Raw genomic sequence first — 18,492 nt, forward strand, 5'->3', positions numbered from 1 at the left:
CGGTGGCCGGGCGCCCGCGCGGCTACTTCTCCTCGCCCTCCGCCCCCCGCTCGCCCTCCGCCTGGGACGGAGTGGTCCGCGTCGTCTGGGCGTGGCGCTGCTTCTTCTGCGTCTCGTCCATGTCCTCGTCGAGCCGCTCCCCCTCGGCTTGCGACGGGGTCGAGTATTCGTCGTACTGGCTCATGACCGCCTCCCGGATGACCTGGGCTCGGTGCGGATCCGTACACAAGGAGCCTAACCCTCCGGCCTGGACGAGGCCCGGCCAGCGGGCGGCATCGCTACCATCGGCCGGGTGAGCGCTGACGTACCGCTGCTGGACGAGCTGATGCCCTGGTCCGTGAGTCCCCTGCGCCTGGGCCGGGCCTGGGTGGCGGCCCCCGACCCGGCGACCCTGCGGGCCCGCTGGGCGGCCCTGGCGGCCGCCGGGGGCCCCGAGCGGGAGCGGCTCTTCCGCCCGACCCGGGCGCGGACCCCCGCCGCCGGGGCGGCCTCGCTGCCCGGCCAGCGCGCGGGCTCCACGGCCCGCTTCTCGGACACGCCGGGCCCCTGCCCCGAACCCGTACGGGTGCTGCGCGAGCCCTTCGACGAGCAGTGGCTGCTGCCCGACCAGCGGCTCATCGACCAGGCCCGCCCGGAGCTGTGGCGGGTCCTGGACGAGCACCAGCTGTTCCTCGTGGAGCTGCCGAAGGCCACCCAGTACCCGAAGGCCTCGCCCCACTCGAAGGCCTCACCGCATCCGAAGGCGCCCCGGAACCCCCAGGGCGGCCGGCCGGACCCGGAACTGCTGGTCACCGCGCACCTCCCGGTCGGCCGACTCGGCCGGATCCGCCCCCTGCACCGCCGCCCGGGCGGGGCCGAGCCCAATCTCGCCCCGGGCCTGCTGCCGCTGCTCGGCGAGCGCTACGGCACCTGGGTCACCCCCGAGGACGTGCTCTGCTGGATCCTCGCCGCGGGCCGCCCCGGACCGCGGGGGTACGAGGTCCCGCTCGCCCCCGACGCCGCGCGCTGGCGGGCCGGGCTGGAACTGGGCCACCGGCTGCTCTCCGTCCGGCTGCGCGGGGCGCGCGGCGGCGAACCGCCCCGGCTGCCGGGCGGGCGCAGGCCCTACGTCCGCTCCGCGCTGCCGGCCTGGCCGCGCGAGCTCTCGTACGACCCGGAAAGCGAGACGCTCGGCATCGGGACCGGGACCGTCTCGCCCGTCCCGGCCGGGGCGTGGGAGTACGAGGTCCAGGGCGTCCGCGTCCTGGAGGCGTGGTTCGGCGCCCGGCTCGCCCACCGGGACCCGGAGGCCGACGGACTCGAGGCGCTGGGCCCGGCCGAGTGGCCGCAGGGCTGGACCTCGGAGCTGCTGACCCTGGTGACGACCCTGGCGCTGCTGGCCGACCTGGCCCCGGCCCGGGCAGCGTTCGAGCCCGGCCCGAACCCGGACGCCACCGCGTCGGGCCCGGACCCCACCACGACCGGCCCGAACCCGAACCCGGACCCCACCACGACCGGCCCGGACCCGGACGCCACCGCGTCGGGCCCGGACCCGGACCCCGCCGCCCCGGACGCGACCGCCCCGAACTCCGCCGACCTGCGCGCGGCCGGGGTGCTGCCGCCGCCGCGCTGGGCCCGGCGGCCGGCCTCGGTGCTGGACCACCAGGAGGAGGGCCCGGGCGGGCAGTTCGCGCTGCTCTGATCCGCGACCCCACCGGCCGGACTGTCCGGACCGGCCGGCCGACCGGCCGACCCCGCCAGACCGATCCGACCCCGCCAGACCGGCCGGACCGGCCAGACCGAGCCGGACTGTCCGGACCCGCCGGATGGCCCGGACAGTCCGGTTCATCCGCGTTCGCGCGGGGCGCGTGATGACAGAACCCTCCCCGGCCCGGTAGGCAGGGCGCCATGGAACCCGACACGCACGCCACCACCGACCCGCACGCCAACGACGCGCTCCCGCTCCCGCTCGACGGAATCACCGTCGTCGCCGTGGAGCAGGCCGTCTCGGCCCCCTTCGCCACCCGCCAGCTCGCCGACCTGGGCGCCCGGGTGATCAAGGTCGAGCGGCCGGACGGCGGGGACTTCGCGCGCGGCTACGACACCGCCGCGCACGGTCTGGCCTCGCACTTCGTGTGGGCCAACCGGGGCAAGGAGTCGATCGCGCTCGACCTGAAGGACCCGCGCGGCCGCGAGGTCCTGCATGGGCTGCTCGAGGGCGCCGACGTGTTCGTGCAGAACCTCGCGCAGGGCGCCGCCGCCCGGCTCGGGCTGGACTCGGCGGCGCTGTGCGCGCGCTACCCCCGGCTGGTCGCCGTGGACGTCTCCGGCTACGGCCCCGAAGGCCCGTACGCCCACAAGCGGGCCTACGACATGCTCGTCCAGTGCGAGGCGGGCCTGGTCTCGGTGACCGGCACCCCGGATCACCCCGTCAAGGCGGGGATCCCGGCGGCGGACATCGCGGCCGCCATGTACGCCTTCTCGGGGGTGCTCGCGGCCCTGCTGCGGCGCGGGACCACCGGGCGCGGAGGCAGGGTGGAGGTGTCGATGCTGGACGCGCTCGCCGAGTGGATGGGGCATCCGCTGCACCACACGATGCACGGCGGTGAGCAGCCGGTGCGGACCGGTCTCGCGCACGCCGTGATCGCGCCGTACGACGCCTATGCCACGGCGGACGGTGACCGGGTGCTGCTGTCGGTGCAGAACGACCGGGAGTGGCGGCGGCTCGCCGAACAGCTGCTGGAGCGGCCGGAGTTGGCGGATGATCCGGGGTTCGCGACGAACGCGGCGCGCACGGCGAACCGGGAGAAGACCGACGCGGCGGTGGCGGACGCGCTGGGTCGGCTCGGCGCCGACGAGGCGATCGGGCGCCTGGAGGCGGCGGGCATCGCCTGCGCGCGGCTCAACTCGGTGGCCCAGCTGGCCGCGCATCCGCAGCTGGAGGCACGGGACCGCTGGCGGGAGGTGGGCTCGCCTGCGGGACCGTTGCGGGCACTGCTGCCGCCGATCGGGCTGCCCGGCGGCGCGGCACCGCACATGGGTGCGGTGCCCGCGCTCGGCCAGCACACCGAACTCCTGCTGGTCGCCCTGGGGATGACGGGCGAACAGATCACGGCATTGCGCCGGGACGGCGTTGTTCGCTGACTGGGCAGGGTTGATCAGCCGGGGACGAAACGGCGGCACTGCGGGGACGGGACGGGGGACGGTTACGAACGGCGGCTACCGAAGAGCGTGCGACGCAGCCGCCGCAGCGGCGCGAAGAGCGAGACGCGCGCGCTCCGGCTCCGCAGGCGGTGCGTGTGGTCACGCGAAGTGAGCTCGCGCATCAGCAGCGTCGCCTCCGCCGCCTCGCGGTGCGGGACGGCGGGACCGCCGAGCACGGCAAGGTGGCGGTCGAGGCGCGAGCTGGCCGCGCCGCTGCCGCAAGTGATGGCAGGCACGCGAGGCGGCCTGCTGCGCATTGCTATCTGTTCCATGTCTCTCCCCACCCGTACGAGGGCACCCGGCCCACCGGGCAGGGTAACCCTATCGTCCCCACGTCGCGTCCGGGTATCCCGGTCGTGTGAATTGCCCCTGTGGCGAGCGGGAGTTGACGATTACTCAGCGGAGTCGACCGTCACTCTCCGCACAAGGCGGCTGGCCCGGGGGCGAGATGGGCACGAGAGGGGCGCGAGAGGGGAACGGGATGCGGGCGGGCCGGAACCGCGCACCCCACTCCCGCCCTGACAGGAGCCGTACCGGGCCCGCTGCGCTAACTTGGAGTGATCGTCCGGTGACCCGTGCGGCCGCACGGGGACAGAGCTTGTGAGGCTTGCGGTGACTGACTCTGCGTCGAACGAGGACGGCGGCGACCAGCGCGTCATCGCCGGACGGTACCGCCTGCTGGGACCGCTCGGCCGCGGCGGCATGGGCATGGTGTGGCGGGCCCGGGACGAGACCCTGGGCCGCGAGGTCGCCGTCAAGGAGGTCCGGGCGCCGGCCGGGATGGACGCCTCCGAGGTGGAGCGGATGTACCGGCGCCTGGAGCGGGAGGCCTGGGCCGCGGCCCGCGTCTCGCACCGGGGCGTCGTCACCGTGTACGACGTGGCCACCGAGGACGGCCGGCCCTGGATCGTGATGGAGATCGTACGGGGGCTCTCGCTCGCGGAGGTCCTGGAGGGCGACGGGCCGCTCACCCCGCAGCGGGCCGCGCACATCGGCGAGCAGGTGCTGGCGGCGCTGCGCTCCGCGCACGAGGCCGGGGTGCTGCACCGGGACGTGAAGCCCGCCAACGTGCTGATCGCCAACGACGGGCGGGTGGTGCTCGGCGACTTCGGGATCGCGAGCCTGGAGGGCTCCAGCGCCATCACCATGACGGGCGAGGTGGTCGGCTCCCCCGAGTTCCTCGCGCCGGAGCGTGCGCTCGGGCGCGAACCGGGTCCCGAGTCGGACCTCTGGTCGCTCGGCGTGACGCTGTACACGGCCGTCGAGGGGGTCACGCCGTTCCGCCGGGACAGCCCGGTGGGCACGCTGCGGGCCGTGGTGGACGAGGAGTTCCCGCCGCCGCTGCGGGCCGGGCCGCTGCTTCCCGTACTGGAGGGCCTGCTGGTCAAGGAGCCCGGGCGGCGGCTGCCCGCGGCGGAGGCGGCCAGGATGCTGCGCGTCGTCGGCGCGGGCGGCACCGTACGGGCCTCCGGCGGTCCGGTGTCGGGTCCGGCGGCGGAGCCGGGGCCCGGGACGGGGCCGGACGCGCCGACGACCGTCGCGCACCACCGGCACGACCGCCCGACCCCGGCGCTGCCGATGCCGGCGCCGACGGCCCCGTTCGGAACCGGGTCCGGGACCGGGACCGGCCGGCCGGGACATCCGTCCGGGGGCCGGGAGGGCCGGGCCGGAGCGGTGCTGACCGCGGGGATCGTGCTGCTGGTCGTGGTGCTGGCGCTGCTGGGCTGGCTGCTGCTGAAGGACCTGCGGAACACCGGCGGGCCCGGCACGGCGACCCCGACGAGCACGCCGTCCACGACACCGGAGGGCTCGCCGTCCCCGACCCCCTCGCCGAGCCCTTCGCCCTCGGGCTCCCCCTCGGCCTCGCCTTCCGCGTCCGCGTCCGCCGGTCCCCCGCCCGGCGTGACCGTGTCCGCCGTGCAGGCGGTCCGGGACGGCTACCGGGGCAGCTGCCCGCCGCCCGCCGGAGAGGCGCCCGCCTTCGCCGCCACCCTCGCCGTGGACCGCGTACCGGCGGCGCTGGAGTACCGGTGGGCCACGCGCAGCGGGGTGACCACCGGGCCGGGCTGGCAGTCCGTCACGTATCCGGAGGGCGGGCCGGCGAGCGTACGGCTGGAGCACACCGAGCTGACGAACTACCCGGGGGCGACCTTCGAGGACGCGGTGCGGCTCGAGGTCCGGGGTCCCGCCGAGGCGGCTTCGGCTTGGCTGGAGTTCTCGGTGACGTGCGAGGAGGAGGATCCGACGGGCGGAGCCTCCTCCCCCGGAACGGCCGGACCGACCGGTTCCGCGTCACCGGCGCCGGGCCCGACGCCCAGCCCGTGACCGCCGGACCCGCCTCGGGCCGCGGCCGTCAGGCCGTCAGGCCGTCAGGCCATGGCCGTCACGTCGTCAGGCCATGACCGTCAGGCCGTCACACGGCGCCGGTGAGGACCGGCAGGTAGCCGCCGGACTGTCCGGCGGCCGTCGGGTGGTACGACTCGCTGACGTTCAGCCAGTTGAGGCTGTGCAGCCACGCGCTGCCGGAGCAGATCTCGTGGCCGGTGAAGGCGCCCGCGACCGAGGCGAAGGCGAAGCCGTGGTTGGCGGCGCGCTTGGAGATGGCGGTGTTGAGGTGGTCGGCCGCGCCGTTGATGGCCGTGCGCTCGCCCTCCGTGAGTCCTGCGACGCAGTTGCCGTTGAGCTTGTAGAAGCGGGGATAGCCGAGGACGACCACGCGGGCGCCCGGGGACCGGCTGTGGATGGCGTTGTAGACCTGGTCGAGCTGGCCGGGGAGGGTGGAGTCGACGTAGGCCTTGGCCTGGTTGACGCGGCTGACGCAGGTGGACTCGGACTGGAGCACACAGGTCGTCATGACGTCGGAGAAGCCCGCGTCGTTGCCACCGATGGTGATGCTGACCAGGTCGGTGCCGGCGTTCAGCGGGGTGAGCTGGTTGTTCATCACGTCACCGGTGCGGGCACCGGAGCAGGCGGCGAAGGAGAAGGTCTGCGGAGCGTGGGCGGCGGCCCAGAGCGCCGGGTAGGCACGGGTGGTGCGCTTGCAGTTGCCGCTGGCGCTGTCGTAGTTGCCGGCGCCGAGGCCGGAGGAGTACGAGTCGCCGAGGGCGACGTAGCCGAAGTCGGCGGCGGCGCCGGCCGGTCCGGCGCCGAACAGGGCCGCTCCCGCGGCGAGTAACAGGGCAGAGGCCAAGGCTGCGAAACGAGGCATTCTCATGCTCATGTGTGCGGCTCCTTGTGGGGGGTTGCTCCGGAGTTACTCCTGAGTCCGTGGTACAAGGAGCCGAGGTCCGCTGGAAGTGTTCATGCCAAGAATATTCGGCGCAGAGATGCGGCCCGAATCTTCACCCGCACGGCGTTTGAAGAGGGAATTCCGCCACCCGATCCGGCGAAACACGGGTGCATGAGGCCAGTTCGTGCCGGATCATGGGCGCCATGCCAGCCAACCCCCAGGACGCACTGCCGATCCGGCTCAACGTCGACGACAGCGACTCCCCGTCGGACGTGGTCGACGCGCTGTTCCTCGGCCGTTTCGCGTCGGGCGAGCAGCCCTACTCGCACAGTGTGTCGATCGACCGGGTGAAGGCCGGCGCGACCCTCCTGCCGCCCCGCGCCACCGTGTTGCGCTCCGCTCGCGACAGCGACCGCAGCGCGACGCTCGCCGAGGGCGAGGGGTGGACCATGCTCGTCTCCCGCTGGAGCCGCGGCGCGGACGTCACGGTGACGGCCGTCAGCGACGAACTCGCCGCCGGAGTGCTCGGCGAGGCCACGCAGGACGCCCAGGACGAGCCCGAACCGCAGCCCGAGAACGTCGCGATGGGGTTCTGGTACGTCTCCCCGCGCCGCGGCCCGTACCGCACGACCCGGCAGATCGCGGCCGGCACCTGGGCGGAGGTGCGGGCCAACTACACCGCGCCGGTGGCCGGGGCGATGGACCGGCTGATGAAGATCACCCCGGAGGACATCGCGGGCCGGCTGCTCCTGCTGCACGGCCCGCCGGGAACGGGGAAGACCTCCGCCCTGCGCACGCTCGCCCGGTCCTGGCGGGACTGGTGCCAGGTGGACTGCGTACTGGACCCGGAGCGGCTGTTCAACGACGTGGGCTACCTGATGGACATCGCGATCGGCGAGGACGAGGGCACGGCGAAGGGCCGCTGGCGGCTGCTCCTGCTGGAGGACTGCGACGAGCTGATCCGCGGCGAGGCCCGGCACACCGCCGGGCAGGCGCTGTCACGGCTGCTCAACCTCACGGACGGGCTGCTCGGCCAGGGGCGCAACGTCCTGGTCGGCGTGACGACCAACGAGGACCTGGAGCGCCTCCACCCGGCGGTGGTCCGGCCCGGCCGCTGCCTGGCCCGGATCGAGGTCGGCCGCCTCACGCACCGCGAGGCGGTGGACTGGCTCGGCACGGACGAGGGAGTCTCCCGCGAGGGCGCGACGCTGGCGGAGCTCTACGCCCTGCGCCGCGGCGCGACGGGCCCCTCGGCCCTGCTGCCGCCGCAGGGGCACGACACCGAGGCGGGGCTCTACCTGTAGGGGGACGGCCCGCGGGGCGACGACAATGGGGGCGCGGCCGAAGGCCCCCGCCGGCCGCGCTAGTGCTGTGGCCGGAAAGGTTTGCCGGGTCGCGGTGTTCGGTGCGGTGCCTCTCCCCCAGCTACCGCCGGGAGGGGCCCCCGGGCGGAGGAGCACGCCTCGTACTGGACGTACCGGTGTGGTCCGACAACGCGGCGAGGTGCCGTGCCGGGCGCCGCGCCCCGGTGAACCCTTCCGGTCACAGCACTCGGCGACGCACCCTCCGGGGGACCCACGAACAGGAGAACGCACCGTGCTCGAACCGGCGCAGGAGAACCCCTTCCCCGACAGCCACGTCCTCGGCGAGGGTCCCGATCCGCATCCGCAACTCCAGCCGGTGCTGGGCCTCATCGGCCGCTGGCACGGGCGGGGAAGCGGCGAGTACCCGACCCTCGAGCACGGCTTCCGGTACGAGCAGGAGATCACCTTCAGCCACGACGGCAGGCCCTTCCTGCGCTACGAGTCGCGCGCGTGGCTGATCGACGCGTCCGGGACGGCCCTGCGCCCCGCGGGGCGGGAGGCCGGGTGGTGGCGGATCCTGCCGGACGCCTCCGTCGAGGTCACGCTCGCCCACCCGACGGGAATCGTCGAGACGTACGTCGGCCGGGTGTCCGGCACGGAGATCGAGATGGCGACCGAGACCGTGGGGCTGACCCCCCGGGCCAAGGAGGTCACCGGCATGCGCCGGCGGTACGCCCTCCAGGACGGCGGGCTGACGATCGTGCAGGAGATGGCGGCGGTGGGCCAGCCCATGACGCACCACCTCGAGGCACGGCTCCACCCGCGCAAGGACTGACCCGGGGGCCGGCCGGGGCCCGCACCGGACCTGCCGGAGACCGGACGGGCCACTCGGCGTACCGGACTGCTCGGCGTACCGGACTACTCCGCGTACCGGGCGCGCAGCGCGTCCAGCGACGCCGCCGTCGCCTCCTCGAAGGTCAGGCCCAGCCGCCGCGCCCGCTCCGCATAGGCCTGCGCGGCGGTGGCCGCCTCGCGGAAGGCCCCGTCGCCCGCCGCCGCGACGAAGCTGCCGGCCCGGCCCCGCGTCTCGATCACCCCGTCGGCCTCCAGCACCCGGTAGGCCTTGGCGACCGTGTTCGCCGCCAGCCCGAGCTCTTCCGCGAGGCCCCGCACCGTCGGCAGTTTGAATCCGGCGGGCAGCCGTCCCTCCCGCGCGCCCTCGGCGATCTGGGCGCGCAGCTGCTCGTACGGGGCCGCCGCACCGGCCGCGCCGTCGATGCGGATCTTCAGGTTCGTGGAAGTCGGTGTCACGCGGCCGATTGTCCCCCATCGGACCGGGCGGCGGCCCGAAATTCACGCGCGCGCTCCCCGACCCACCCGTACCGTCACGCACATGACCGCAACGATCCGGGACCTGCGCCCGAACGACCCGGACGACGCCGAGTCAGTGGTGCGCGTGCGCCGCTCGGCCCTGCCCTTCATGATCTGCACCGCGAGCGGAGTGGCCTTCGAGCTCGCCTCCGCCCACCCCGACAAGCGCTACCGCATCCTCGTCGCCGAGACCGGCGACGGCCGGGTGGCCGGCACGGCGCAGGTCGGCATCGCCTACACCAGCCCCGAGCCGGGGCAGGGCTTCGTCAACGCCTACGTAGACCCGGACCTGCGCGGACTCGGCGCCGGGCGCGCCCTGCTGCGCGCGGCCGAGGAGCACCTCGCCGCCGAGGGCGGGACGGACTCGTACGCCTGGGTCCTGGACGAGCCGGCCCACCGCGCCTTCGCCGAGCGCGCCGGCTACCGCGCCTCCCGGTCCGCGCACTTCCTGCGCCGCGACCTCGCCGGGGCCGGCCTGCCGGCCCTCCCCCGGGACCTGCCGGCCGGCGTCGAGCTGCGCCCCGGCTCCGCTTTCACCGCCGATCCGCGCCCGCTCTTCGAGGCCGACGCGGCGGCGAGCCTCGACGAACCGGGCGACGTCGTGACGGAGTTCGACGACTACGAGGACTGGCTCCGGCACACCTGGAACCACCCGTACCTCGACCGGGGCCTCACCACCGTGGTCCTGGTGGACGGCGAGGTGGCCGCCTTCACCGCCGCCCACACGGACGGGGTCACCCGCTACTCCTCCGCCATGACCGGCACCCTGCGCGCGTTCCGCGGCCGCGGGCTGGCCCGGCTCGCCAAGAGCGACTCGCTGCTGCGGGCCCGGGCGGCCGGCTACACGGAGGCGTTCACCGGGAACGACACCGGCAACGCCCCGATGCTGGCCGTCAACACCTGGTTCGGCTACGAGATCTGCGCGACCGAGACCCGTTTCACCAAGCGACTGCCCCGAGGCTGCCTCTTACACACATCTGCCGCTCGCCGGCCCCCCGGCCGTCGCCGACCCCCGGGACGTCGCCGACCTCCTCGGCTCCCTCGTCGACAAGTCCCTCGTCCTCGCCGAACCCGCCGGCCCGGCCGGCATGCGCTACCGCATGCTCGAAACCATCCACGAGTACGTCACCGAGCGCGCCGCGGCCGAACCCGCCGCCCGCGCCCGTACCGCCCGTCGCCACGCCGCCCACTTCACGGCCCTCGCCGAAGAAGCCGAACCCCTGCTCCGCTCCGCCGCCCAGCTCCCCTGGATCCGCCGGATCGAGACCGAGCTCGACAACCTCCGCGCGGCCCTCCACACCGCCCTCACCCACCACGACGTCGACACCGCCCACCGCCTCAACTTCGCCCTCGGCTGGTTCTGGTGGCTGCGCAACTACCGCGACGAGGGCGCCGAGTGGACCGACCGGGTCCTCGCCGTCACCCCGCCCGACCCGCCCGTGGGCTCAGCGCACCACTGGAGCCTCATGCGCCTCCAGGTGCTCCACATCTTCCTGGTGGCCGAGGGCCGCGACACGGTGCCGTTCCGCACCCCGGAGTACGCCGCCCTCTCGGCCCGCATCACCGAGGCCTTCGGCCGCGGCGGCCCCGAGACGGCCCGCTTCCCCGGCATGCTCTGGCCCATGGCCTCGTTCCTCACGGGCGACGTCCTCGACTTCCACGCCCACCTCGACACGACCGTCGAGGCCTGCCGCCGCCACGGCGGCGACTGGGAGCTCGGCGTCACCCTCATGCTCCGCACCCACGTCGCCATCGACATCACCGGCGGCCTGCCCACCGTCGACGCGGACATCGCGGAACTGCACGAGATCGCCCACCGGGTCGGCGACCGCTGGACCCGTTCCCAGGTGGCCAGCGCGGCCGGCGAACTGGCCCTCTCCCGCGGCCGGTACGCCACCGCCCGCACCGAGTACGAGGAGTGCCTGCGCCTGGCCCGCGAGGTCGGGGCGCACATCGAAGCGCCCTTCGCGCTCGTCCGCATCGCCGAAGCGTCGTTCTGCGCCGGGGACTTCGACGAGGCGGAGCGGCTGCTGGACCAGGCCGACCGGGAGGCCGAACAGTACGGCGGGGTGTATGACGTGCTCTCCTACAGCCACCTGGTCGCCTCGCTGATCGCGCTCTTCCGGGGCGATCTCGGCCGGGCACGCAGCGAGTGCGATCTGGCCCGCGCCTCGGCCGGGAAGTTCACCGGGCCCCCGCAGCTCACCGCCGGCATCGACAACATCGGCGCCGTCCTCGCCGCCCGGGAGCACGGCCCCGAGGCCGGCCTGGTCCTGATCGCCCCCGCCCTGGCCGCCGCCGTCGCCGGGCACTGCGCGGAGCGGGTCCTCGCCGCGCTCGCCGAGACCGCCGCCGGTCAGCTGGCCGCCGCCGACCGGCCCGCCGAGGCGGTACGGGTCTTCGCGGCCGCCACCGCCTGGCGCGCGGGCCACCCGCGCTCGGTCCCGGAGGCGGCCGCCCTGGCCGACCTCCCCCACCGCACCCTCGCAGCGCTCGGCCCGGAGCGGTACGCCGGGGAGCAGGCGGCCGGCGCCGCCCTCGGCCCGCCCGAGGCGGCGGAGCTCCTGACCAGCACGGTCCTGGCCCTCACCGGCACCTGACGGCGCCCGGAAACCCGACGGCCGCGGTCAGCGGCAGCTGATGACGGAGTCGGCCCAGCTCGCCAGCGTCGGCAGCCGGCCGTCCCCGGCCCGCTCCACGACCAGGCGCAGCGTCTTGTGCCCGGCCAGGGAGACGGACACGCCCACCGCCGGGTCCTCGTAGCCGAGCGCCCGGGACTGCCACAGGCGCTGCCCGTCCGCGTACACGGAGAAGCGCACCTCGCCGTCCGTGAGCACCGACAGGCCGTCCACGCCGGCCCGCGAGGAGAAGCTCGCGCACTGGCGGTTGAGTGCGATCTTCACGGAGGAGCGGGAGTTGACGGTGATCCCGTGCGTGAAGCGCTGCCCGCCGATCTGCGGTCCCCAGCGCTGCCACACCCAGCTGCTGCGCCAGGTCTGGAGCTCCGGGCCGCTGTGGTCCCCGTAGACGGAGTGGACCAGCCCGGACAGCCGGAACCCCTCCGGGGCCTGCGGCGGCGGGGTGGGCGTCGGCTTCGGCTTGGGGCTCGTGCTGCGGCTCGGGCTCGGGCCGGGCGAGGGCCGCTCCCGGCTCGGCGAGGCCTTCGGCACGGCCGGCGGCGCCTTGGCCGACGGCGGCGGGGGAGTGCTGGCCCGCGGCGGCGGTACGGAGCCGCGCGCCGCCGAAGGCTGCGCGGCGGGCGGGCTCGGCTCCTGCGCGGCGGGCGCGGAACTCACCGGCACCGGCCGGACCGGCGCCGCCACGCTCGGCGCGGCATCCGCCCGGGCCTGCGGCTCGGTGTCGTCACCGGCCAGTGCGAACACCTCTCCGGCGGCAGCGGCGACCACGACCCCGGCGGCGATGGCCGCCTTCGCGGGCAGCCCCAGCCCCTCCGAAGCCACGGCTCCGCCGACCCCGCCGGACCCGGCCGCACCACCCGCGGCCCCGGCTCCGGCACCTGCACCGGCCCCTGCGGTCGATCCGCCCGCGGCGGCCGCGGCGGCCCCGGCCCCGCCCGCGGCGACGGCCCCGCCCGCCACCACTCCGGCGGCCTTGGCCGCGTACCCGGCGGCGAACCACCCGATGACGGCGACCGGAAGCAGCGCGGGAATGCCCGCGTTGACGTCTTTGAGCTCCCCGGCGGCGAGCCGGCACCGGGCGCACTCCTCCAGGTGCTTGCGCAGCCCCCGCTCGGCCCGCATGCGCAGCCCGCCGCGGGCGTACGCGCCGAGCCGGTCGGCGTACCGGGCGCAGTCCCCGCCCGAGCTCAGCGCGGTGCTCACATGGGCCTGCAAGTACGCCTGCTTGAGCCCTTCGCGGGCCCGGCTGGCCAGGACGGCGGTGGCGTTGGCGCTCAGCCCGAAGAGCGGGGCGATCGCGCTGGGAGAGGCTTCCTCGACGGTGGTGTGCCACAGCACGGCCTGCCACCGCTCGGGCAGGCTCCGGAAGGCCTGCATGGCGAGGGACTGCTCCGCCTCGCGCATCGCCCGTACGTCGGCGCCGAGTTCCAGGGTGTCGTCCCCGGTCAGCGGGACCGGGCCGTCACCGGATCCGGCCGACTGCTCCGCGAACAGCGCGAAGTCCTCGACCAGGTGCTCCCGCTTGGCGGTCTTCGCCCAGGCCGCGGCAACCCGGCGCACGGTGGTCAGCAGGTAGGCGCGCACCGACTGGTCCGGACCCGCCCCGCCCCGTACCGCCTGGAGGGTGCGGGCGAACACCTCGGCCGTCAGATCGTCGGCGGTGTGCCCGTCGCGACAGCAGGTGCGGGCGTAGCGGCGCACGGCATCGGCGTGCCGGCGGAACAGCTCCTCGTACGCACCGTCGTCGCCGGCGCGCATCCGGGCGATCAAATCCCCGTCGGACGGCGGGAGCTCTCCGCTCGACCCGGCGGCGTGGCGGCCACCCGGTTCGCGCTGCGCCGGGACCTGCCGGGCGGGCAGGCTGCCCGTCTCGACCTCGCCGCCGGCGCCACCGCGTGGCTCTTCACGCCCGTCACCGCTCATCGCGGAAGCCCCCGCACGACACACTCAACCGGTCCACCGATCCAGCGTGTCACATGGCGGCCGCGCACCGGACCCGTCTCCACGCCATCCACTCGTCCGGGCAAGGTGCGGCGAATCGCCGTACGTCACCTCACCCGTTCGAGCGAGCGGCCGTTCGACGGACCCGGTTGACGCGACCACCAGTGCGGAGCCGCCCCCGGTGCGAAGCCGACCACCGCGCGGCGGCGACCACGCAGTGCGAAGCCGCCCTCCACTGCGAAGCCGACCACCGCTCGGCGGCAACCACCGCTCGGCGACGACCACCCAGTGCGAAGCCGACCACCCAGTGCGAAGCCCGACCAGCAGCGCGGTGCCCCGCCCCACCTGTCAGACGGTCCGGGAGCGCAGCCCCTCGAGCAGGATGTCGAGCAGCCGGGCCGAGGCCGCCGCCTGCTGCGCCGCGTCCGGCAGCGCGGGCGCCGCCGTGGCTATCACGAGCAGCACATCGGCCACCGTGACGTCGGCGCGCAGCTCGCCGGCCTCCCGGGCCCGGTCCACCAGACGGCCGACGACCTCCAGCAGCGCACCCGCGCCCGCGTCGTCCGAGGGTTCGTCCTCCAGGGAGGTCCGAGAACCCCCCACGACCCGCAGATCGGGCACCCCGCCGGTGACGGCGGCCTGACGCTGGTGCGGGACGCGCGCGTCCCCGTCCTGCGCCCCGTCCTCGTCCGGCCCGCCGACCCGCAGCACCTGCGGCGGCAGCAGCCGCCCGGCGCCGGAGGCCACGGAGGTGCGCAGGAAGCGCGACAGCGCCTGCCACGGCTCCTCCTCCTGGCCGAGCGCGGTGCGCGCCTGCTCGGTCAGCCGGGAGGTCTCCTCCTCGGCTATGCGCCGGACCAGGACGTCCTTGCTCGGGAACCGCCGGTACACGGTGCCGACGCCGACCCGCGCACGGCGCGCGACGTCCTCCATCGGAGCCCCGTAGCCCAGCTCGCCGAAGACCTCGCGGGCCGCGCGCAGTACGTGTTCGAGGTTGCGCTGAGCGTCGACGCGCAGCGGCGTGGAGCGGCCCACGCCGTGCGTGGTGGGGCCGCCGGCCATCAGGCGGCCATTGTTTTCGGTCGAAGCCGTGGCTGTCGACAGTGCCGTGGCAGAAGCATGGAAATCGGAAATGTGCATGTGTATCCCCCGGTAATCTTATGTCTCCCCCCGGAGACACTCCCCGCCTTCGCATCGAGGGGGGCCACGGTCATGAGGGCCCTGGTCCTACTCCTCGACGAGATACGAACATAGTTGAGCCAGAGTCAATTCAGAAGAGGCAGCCCCGGACGGACCGCCGCCCGATCGGAGCATTCACCCCCACTTTTCCGTTCCAAGCCCCCGGAATCACCCGTTCCGCACGGCCTGACCTGCACACCTTCTCCTCCATCGGCACCCCCCGACAGCCCCGTCCCGCCTTCCCCGTCGGTCACACAATTTGTCGGGCCTGTGGACAAACTCCCGGCCACGTTGCGTCATGGGATGGTGAAGGCTGCTAACTCCCGGGGCACGGCCCCCGGTACCCCGCCCCGTACGCGGATCCTCATCATCGGCGGCGGCTACGTAGGCATGTACACGGCACTCCGGCTCCAGCGAAAGCTGAGAACCGACGAGGCCGAGGTCACGGTGGTCACCCCCGAGCCCTACATGACGTACCAGCCCTTCCTCCCCGAAGCGGCCGCGGGCTCCATCTCACCGCGCCACGTGGTGGTCCCGCTGCGCCGCGTCCTCCCCAAATGCCGCATCCTCATCGGCGAGGCCCGGAGCATCGACCACTCCGCCCGGACCGCGACCGTCACCACCCTCGCCACCGAGGAGGAGGGCGGCGGCCCCGTGGTGATCGAGTACGACGAACTCGTCCTCGCCCCCGGATCCGTCTCCCGCACCCTCCCCATTCCGGGACTCGCGGAATACGCCATCGGATTCAAGACCGTGGAAGAGGCCATCGGCCTGCGCAACCACGTCATCGAGCAGATGGACATCGCCTCCTCCACCCGCGACCCCGCCATCCGCGACGCCGCCCTGACCTTCGTCTTCGTCGGCGGCGGCTACGCCGGCGTCGAAGCGCTCGGCGAGCTCGAGGACATGGCGCGCTACGCCGCCCGCTACTACCACAACGTCAAACCCGAGGACATGAAATGGGTGCTGGTCGAGGCCAGCGACCGGATCCTCCCCGAGGTCGGCCCCGAAATGGGCACCTACACGATCCGTGAACTGCGCCGCCGCGGCATCGACCTGCGCCTCGAGACCCGCCTCGAATCCTGCGAGAACCGCGTCGCCGTCCTCAGCGACGGCGCCCGCTTCCCCACCCGCACCGTCGTCTGGACCGCCGGCGTCAAACCGCACCCGATCCTCGCCGCCAGCGACCTGCCCAAGACCGACCGCGGCCGCCTCGCCTGCACCTCGTTCCTCACCGTCGAAGGCGTCGAACACGCCTGGGCGGCCGGCGACGCCGCCTCCGTCCCCGACATCACGGCACCGGAGAAGGGCACCGCCTGCGCGCCCAACGCCCAGCACGCCCTGCGCCAGGCCAAGGTCCTCGCCGACAACCTCGTCTCGTCCCTGCGCGGCGGACTCCTCACCGAGTACGCCCACAAGTACGCCGGATCCGTGGCCTCGCTCGGCCTCCACAAGGGCGTCGCCCACGTCTACGGCCGCAAGCTCAAGGGCTACCCGGCCTGGCTGATGCACCGCGCCTACCACCTCAGCCGCGTCCCCACCCTCAACCGCAAGACGCGCGTACTCGCCGAATGGACCCTCTCCGGACTCTTCAAGCGTGAGATCGTCTCCCTGGGATCCCTCGAACACCCCAGAGCAGAATTCGAACTCGCCGCGGGCGGAGGCCCCAAGGACCCCCCGAAGAAGACCGAAGGCTGACGTCGTCAGTGCCGTCGGCCCCACCGGACGTGTGACCATAGGTGGGCTCACACCTGCACTGAGTGACATCAGCGTGACATCCGAGTGCCACCCGAGTGCCACCGAGTGACACAGCGACCACGAGCGACACCACGAGGCTTGAACGCAGTGAACTTCACGCGCTGGAGCGCCCGGTTCCCCGGAACGCAGCGTCGCGCCGCCGCCCGCTCCGAACACGCCGCCGCCCAGGCCAAACGGGGCGAGGGCGCGGTCCCGGCCGCCCGCGGCGCCGCCGGCCACGCGGCCGCCGCGGTCGACGGCGGCCCCGCCGACCCCACCGTCCGCGGCACCGGCTCGGCCACCGCGGCCGCGCCCGCCACCGCCGGTACGGGAAGCTCCGCCGCACCCGTGCCCTCCCCCGACGAGCTCTCCGTACGGGACGTCCTCGACCGCCTCCCGGCCCTCATCGCCCTCGTGCACGGCCCCGAGCACCGGGTCGCCTACGTCAACGACGCCTACACCGCCGGCTTCGGCGCCCGCACCCCCGGCGCCCCCGCCCACCTGGCCCTCCCCGAGATCGGCGACCTCGGCCTGCTCCCGCTCCTGGAGCAGGTCCAGCGCAGCGGGAAGCCCCGTACCGCCAAGAACCGCACGGCGCCCGGCGGCGGCAGCTCGTACACCGTCACGTGCACCCCGGTGGACTTCCCCAAGGCCGCCGCCGACGGCGAGCCGGACGGCGCCCACCACACCGGCATCCTGATCCACCTCGCCGACGTCACCGACCACGCCGAGGCCGCCGAGCGCCTGCGGGCGAGCGAGCGCCGCCAGCGCGAGGCCGCCGTCACCCTCCAGCGCTCCCTCCTCCCGCAGGAGCTGGAACAGCCCGACGACCTGCGCGTCGCCGCGACGTACCAGCCCGGCGGCACCGAGGCGGCCGTCGGCGGCGACTGGTACGACGTCATCACCCTCGGCGCCGGCCGCACCGCCCTCGTCATCGGCGACGTCATGGGCCGCGGGGTCCGCGCCGCCGCCGTCATGGGCCAGCTCCGCACGGCGGTCCGCGCGTACGCCCGCCTGGACCTCCCGCCCCACGAGGTCCTGCAGCTCCTCGACGGACTGGCCGCCGAGATCGACGCCAGCCAGATCGCCACCTGCGTCTACGCCGTCCACGACCCCAACGAAGGCCTCCTCGCCTACGCCTCCGCCGGCCACCTCCCGATCCTCGTCCGCGACGAGGACGGCACCGTCCGCCGCGCCGCCGACCCCACCGGCCCGCCGCTGGGCACCGGCGGCTGGCTCCACACCTCCGGCACCATCGCGCTCGGCCCCGGCTCCACCGCCGTCCTCTATACGGACGGCCTGGTCGAACGCCGCGGCGAGGACATCGACGAAGGCGTCGCCGCCCTGGAGCGCGCCCTCTCCGGCGCACAGGGCACCCCCGCCGTCATCTGCGACCGCCTGATGCGCGCCCTCGGAGTGGACGCCGACCACGACGACGACGTCGCCGTGATGGTCCTCCAGCAGCCCGCCCGCACCGGAGCCGATGCCGAGCTCTTCCACAACGCAGCCCTGGAACTCCTCGGCGGCGTCGAGGCCGCCCCGCGCGCCCGCGCCTTCGCCCAGGGCGTCCTCGCCTCCTGGCGCTTCCCCGTCGAGCTCTGCGACCTCGGCGTCCTGGCCGCCAGCGAGCTCGTGGCGAACTCCCTCCAGCACGGCACCCCGCCCATGCGCCTGCGCCTGCGCCGCACCGACCGCCGGCTGATCATCGAGGTCACCGACGGGGACGACCACCTCCCGCGCCGCCGCCGCGCGGAACCGGCCGACGAGACCGGCCGCGGCATCTCCATCGTCGCCACCATCGCCTCGGCGTGGGGCTCGCGCCGCACCCCGGGCGGCGGCAAGGCCGTCTGGTGCGAGTTCGCCCTCCCCGACAAGGACAGGGACAGGGAGAGGGACAGGGACAAGTAGC

The 18,492-nt window shown here is 74.6% G+C and carries 14 protein-coding genes and 1 pseudogene; 9 read left to right on the top strand and 6 right to left on the bottom strand.

From position 1 onward, the window contains the following. Window positions 1-22: 22 nt before the first annotated feature. The gene (locus DRB96_RS43965) at window positions 23-184 is read right to left on the bottom strand and encodes a hypothetical protein (protein WP_204357870.1); all 162 of its coding nucleotides are present in this window, start codon (window positions 182-184) and stop codon (window positions 23-25) included. Window positions 185-325: 141 nt separating this feature from the next. Between DRB96_RS43965 and DRB96_RS32965 the strand changes: the two genes are divergently transcribed. Beyond that, window positions 326-1,681, top strand: a complete 1,356-nt coding sequence (locus DRB96_RS32965; RefSeq protein ID WP_162689022.1) for a type ISP restriction/modification enzyme — start codon at window positions 326-328, stop codon at window positions 1,679-1,681. Window positions 1,682-1,887: 206 nt separating this feature from the next. After that, window positions 1,888-3,123 (top strand): CaiB/BaiF CoA-transferase family protein, encoded by a 1,236-nt coding sequence (locus tag DRB96_RS32970; RefSeq protein ID WP_112451749.1) that lies wholly within the window; start codon window positions 1,888-1,890, stop codon window positions 3,121-3,123. Window positions 3,124-3,185: 62 nt separating this feature from the next. Here DRB96_RS32970 and DRB96_RS32975 read toward each other — a convergent pair whose 3' ends face one another. Then, entirely contained in the window at window positions 3,186-3,455 is a 270-nt protein-coding gene (locus DRB96_RS32975; RefSeq protein WP_112451750.1) for a hypothetical protein, read from the bottom strand. A gap of 340 nt (window positions 3,456-3,795) precedes the next feature. On the opposite strand from DRB96_RS32975, the gene DRB96_RS32980 reads away from it, so the two are divergent. Continuing rightward, window positions 3,796-5,508 carry a serine/threonine-protein kinase gene (locus DRB96_RS32980; RefSeq protein WP_275432042.1) on the top strand — a complete coding sequence of 571 codons (1,713 nt, stop codon included), beginning with the start codon at window positions 3,796-3,798 and terminating at the stop codon, window positions 5,506-5,508. Between the two features lie 88 nt (window positions 5,509-5,596). On the opposite strand, the gene DRB96_RS32985 is transcribed toward DRB96_RS32980, so the two are convergent. Beyond that, complete coding sequence (locus DRB96_RS32985; protein ID WP_112453994.1) at window positions 5,597-6,397, bottom strand: SGNH/GDSL hydrolase family protein; 801 nt, start codon at window positions 6,395-6,397, stop codon at window positions 5,597-5,599. A gap of 218 nt (window positions 6,398-6,615) precedes the next feature. Between DRB96_RS32985 and DRB96_RS32990 the strand changes: the two genes are divergently transcribed. Both DRB96_RS32990 and DRB96_RS32995 read left to right on the top strand, forming a co-directional pair. After that, window positions 6,616-7,716, top strand: a complete 1,101-nt coding sequence (locus DRB96_RS32990; RefSeq protein WP_112453996.1) for a DUF5925 domain-containing protein — start codon at window positions 6,616-6,618, stop codon at window positions 7,714-7,716. 292 nt (window positions 7,717-8,008) lie between these two features. Beyond that, window positions 8,009-8,551 (top strand): FABP family protein, encoded by a 543-nt coding sequence (locus DRB96_RS32995; protein WP_112451751.1) that lies wholly within the window; start codon window positions 8,009-8,011, stop codon window positions 8,549-8,551. An 83-nt stretch (window positions 8,552-8,634) separates the two neighbouring features. Here the strand turns inward: DRB96_RS32995 and DRB96_RS33000 are convergent, their stop codons facing one another. After that, on the bottom strand, window positions 8,635-9,027 hold the full coding sequence (locus DRB96_RS33000) for a GntR family transcriptional regulator (protein ID WP_112451752.1): 393 nt from the start codon (window positions 9,025-9,027) through the stop codon (window positions 8,635-8,637). An 82-nt stretch (window positions 9,028-9,109) separates the two neighbouring features. Between DRB96_RS33000 and DRB96_RS33005 the strand changes: the two are divergent. Next, window positions 9,110-10,018, top strand: a pseudogene (locus DRB96_RS33005) (GNAT family N-acetyltransferase); the annotation flags it as partial. Between the two features lie 169 nt (window positions 10,019-10,187). Continuing rightward, entirely contained in the window at window positions 10,188-11,687 is a 1,500-nt protein-coding gene (locus DRB96_RS33010) for a tetratricopeptide repeat protein (protein ID WP_162689115.1), read from the top strand. Between the two features lie 27 nt (window positions 11,688-11,714). On the opposite strand, the gene DRB96_RS33015 is transcribed toward DRB96_RS33010, so the two are convergent. Both DRB96_RS33015 and DRB96_RS33020 read right to left on the bottom strand, forming a co-directional pair. Beyond that, window positions 11,715-13,649, bottom strand: coding sequence for a sigma-70 family RNA polymerase sigma factor (locus DRB96_RS33015; RefSeq protein ID WP_112451754.1), 1,935 nt, complete (start codon window positions 13,647-13,649; stop codon window positions 11,715-11,717). Between the two features lie 366 nt (window positions 13,650-14,015). Then, window positions 14,016-14,729: a helix-turn-helix domain-containing protein gene (locus tag DRB96_RS33020; RefSeq protein WP_239516429.1), complete on the bottom strand. Its 714-nt coding sequence runs from the start codon at window positions 14,727-14,729 to the stop codon at window positions 14,016-14,018. Between the two features lie 420 nt (window positions 14,730-15,149). On the opposite strand from DRB96_RS33020, the gene DRB96_RS33025 reads away from it, so the two are divergent. Both DRB96_RS33025 and DRB96_RS33030 read left to right on the top strand, forming a co-directional pair. Beyond that, window positions 15,150-16,544 (top strand): NAD(P)/FAD-dependent oxidoreductase, encoded by a 1,395-nt coding sequence (locus DRB96_RS33025; protein WP_112451756.1) that lies wholly within the window; start codon window positions 15,150-15,152, stop codon window positions 16,542-16,544. 147 nt (window positions 16,545-16,691) lie between these two features. Then, window positions 16,692-18,491 carry an ATP-binding SpoIIE family protein phosphatase gene (locus DRB96_RS33030; protein WP_112451757.1) on the top strand — a complete coding sequence of 600 codons (1,800 nt, stop codon included), beginning with the start codon at window positions 16,692-16,694 and terminating at the stop codon, window positions 18,489-18,491. The last annotated feature ends 1 nt before the right edge of the window (window position 18,492 follow it).

The organism is Streptomyces sp. ICC1 (assembly GCF_003287935.1).
Lineage (GTDB): Bacteria > Actinomycetota > Actinomycetes > Streptomycetales > Streptomycetaceae > Streptomyces > Streptomyces tritrimontium.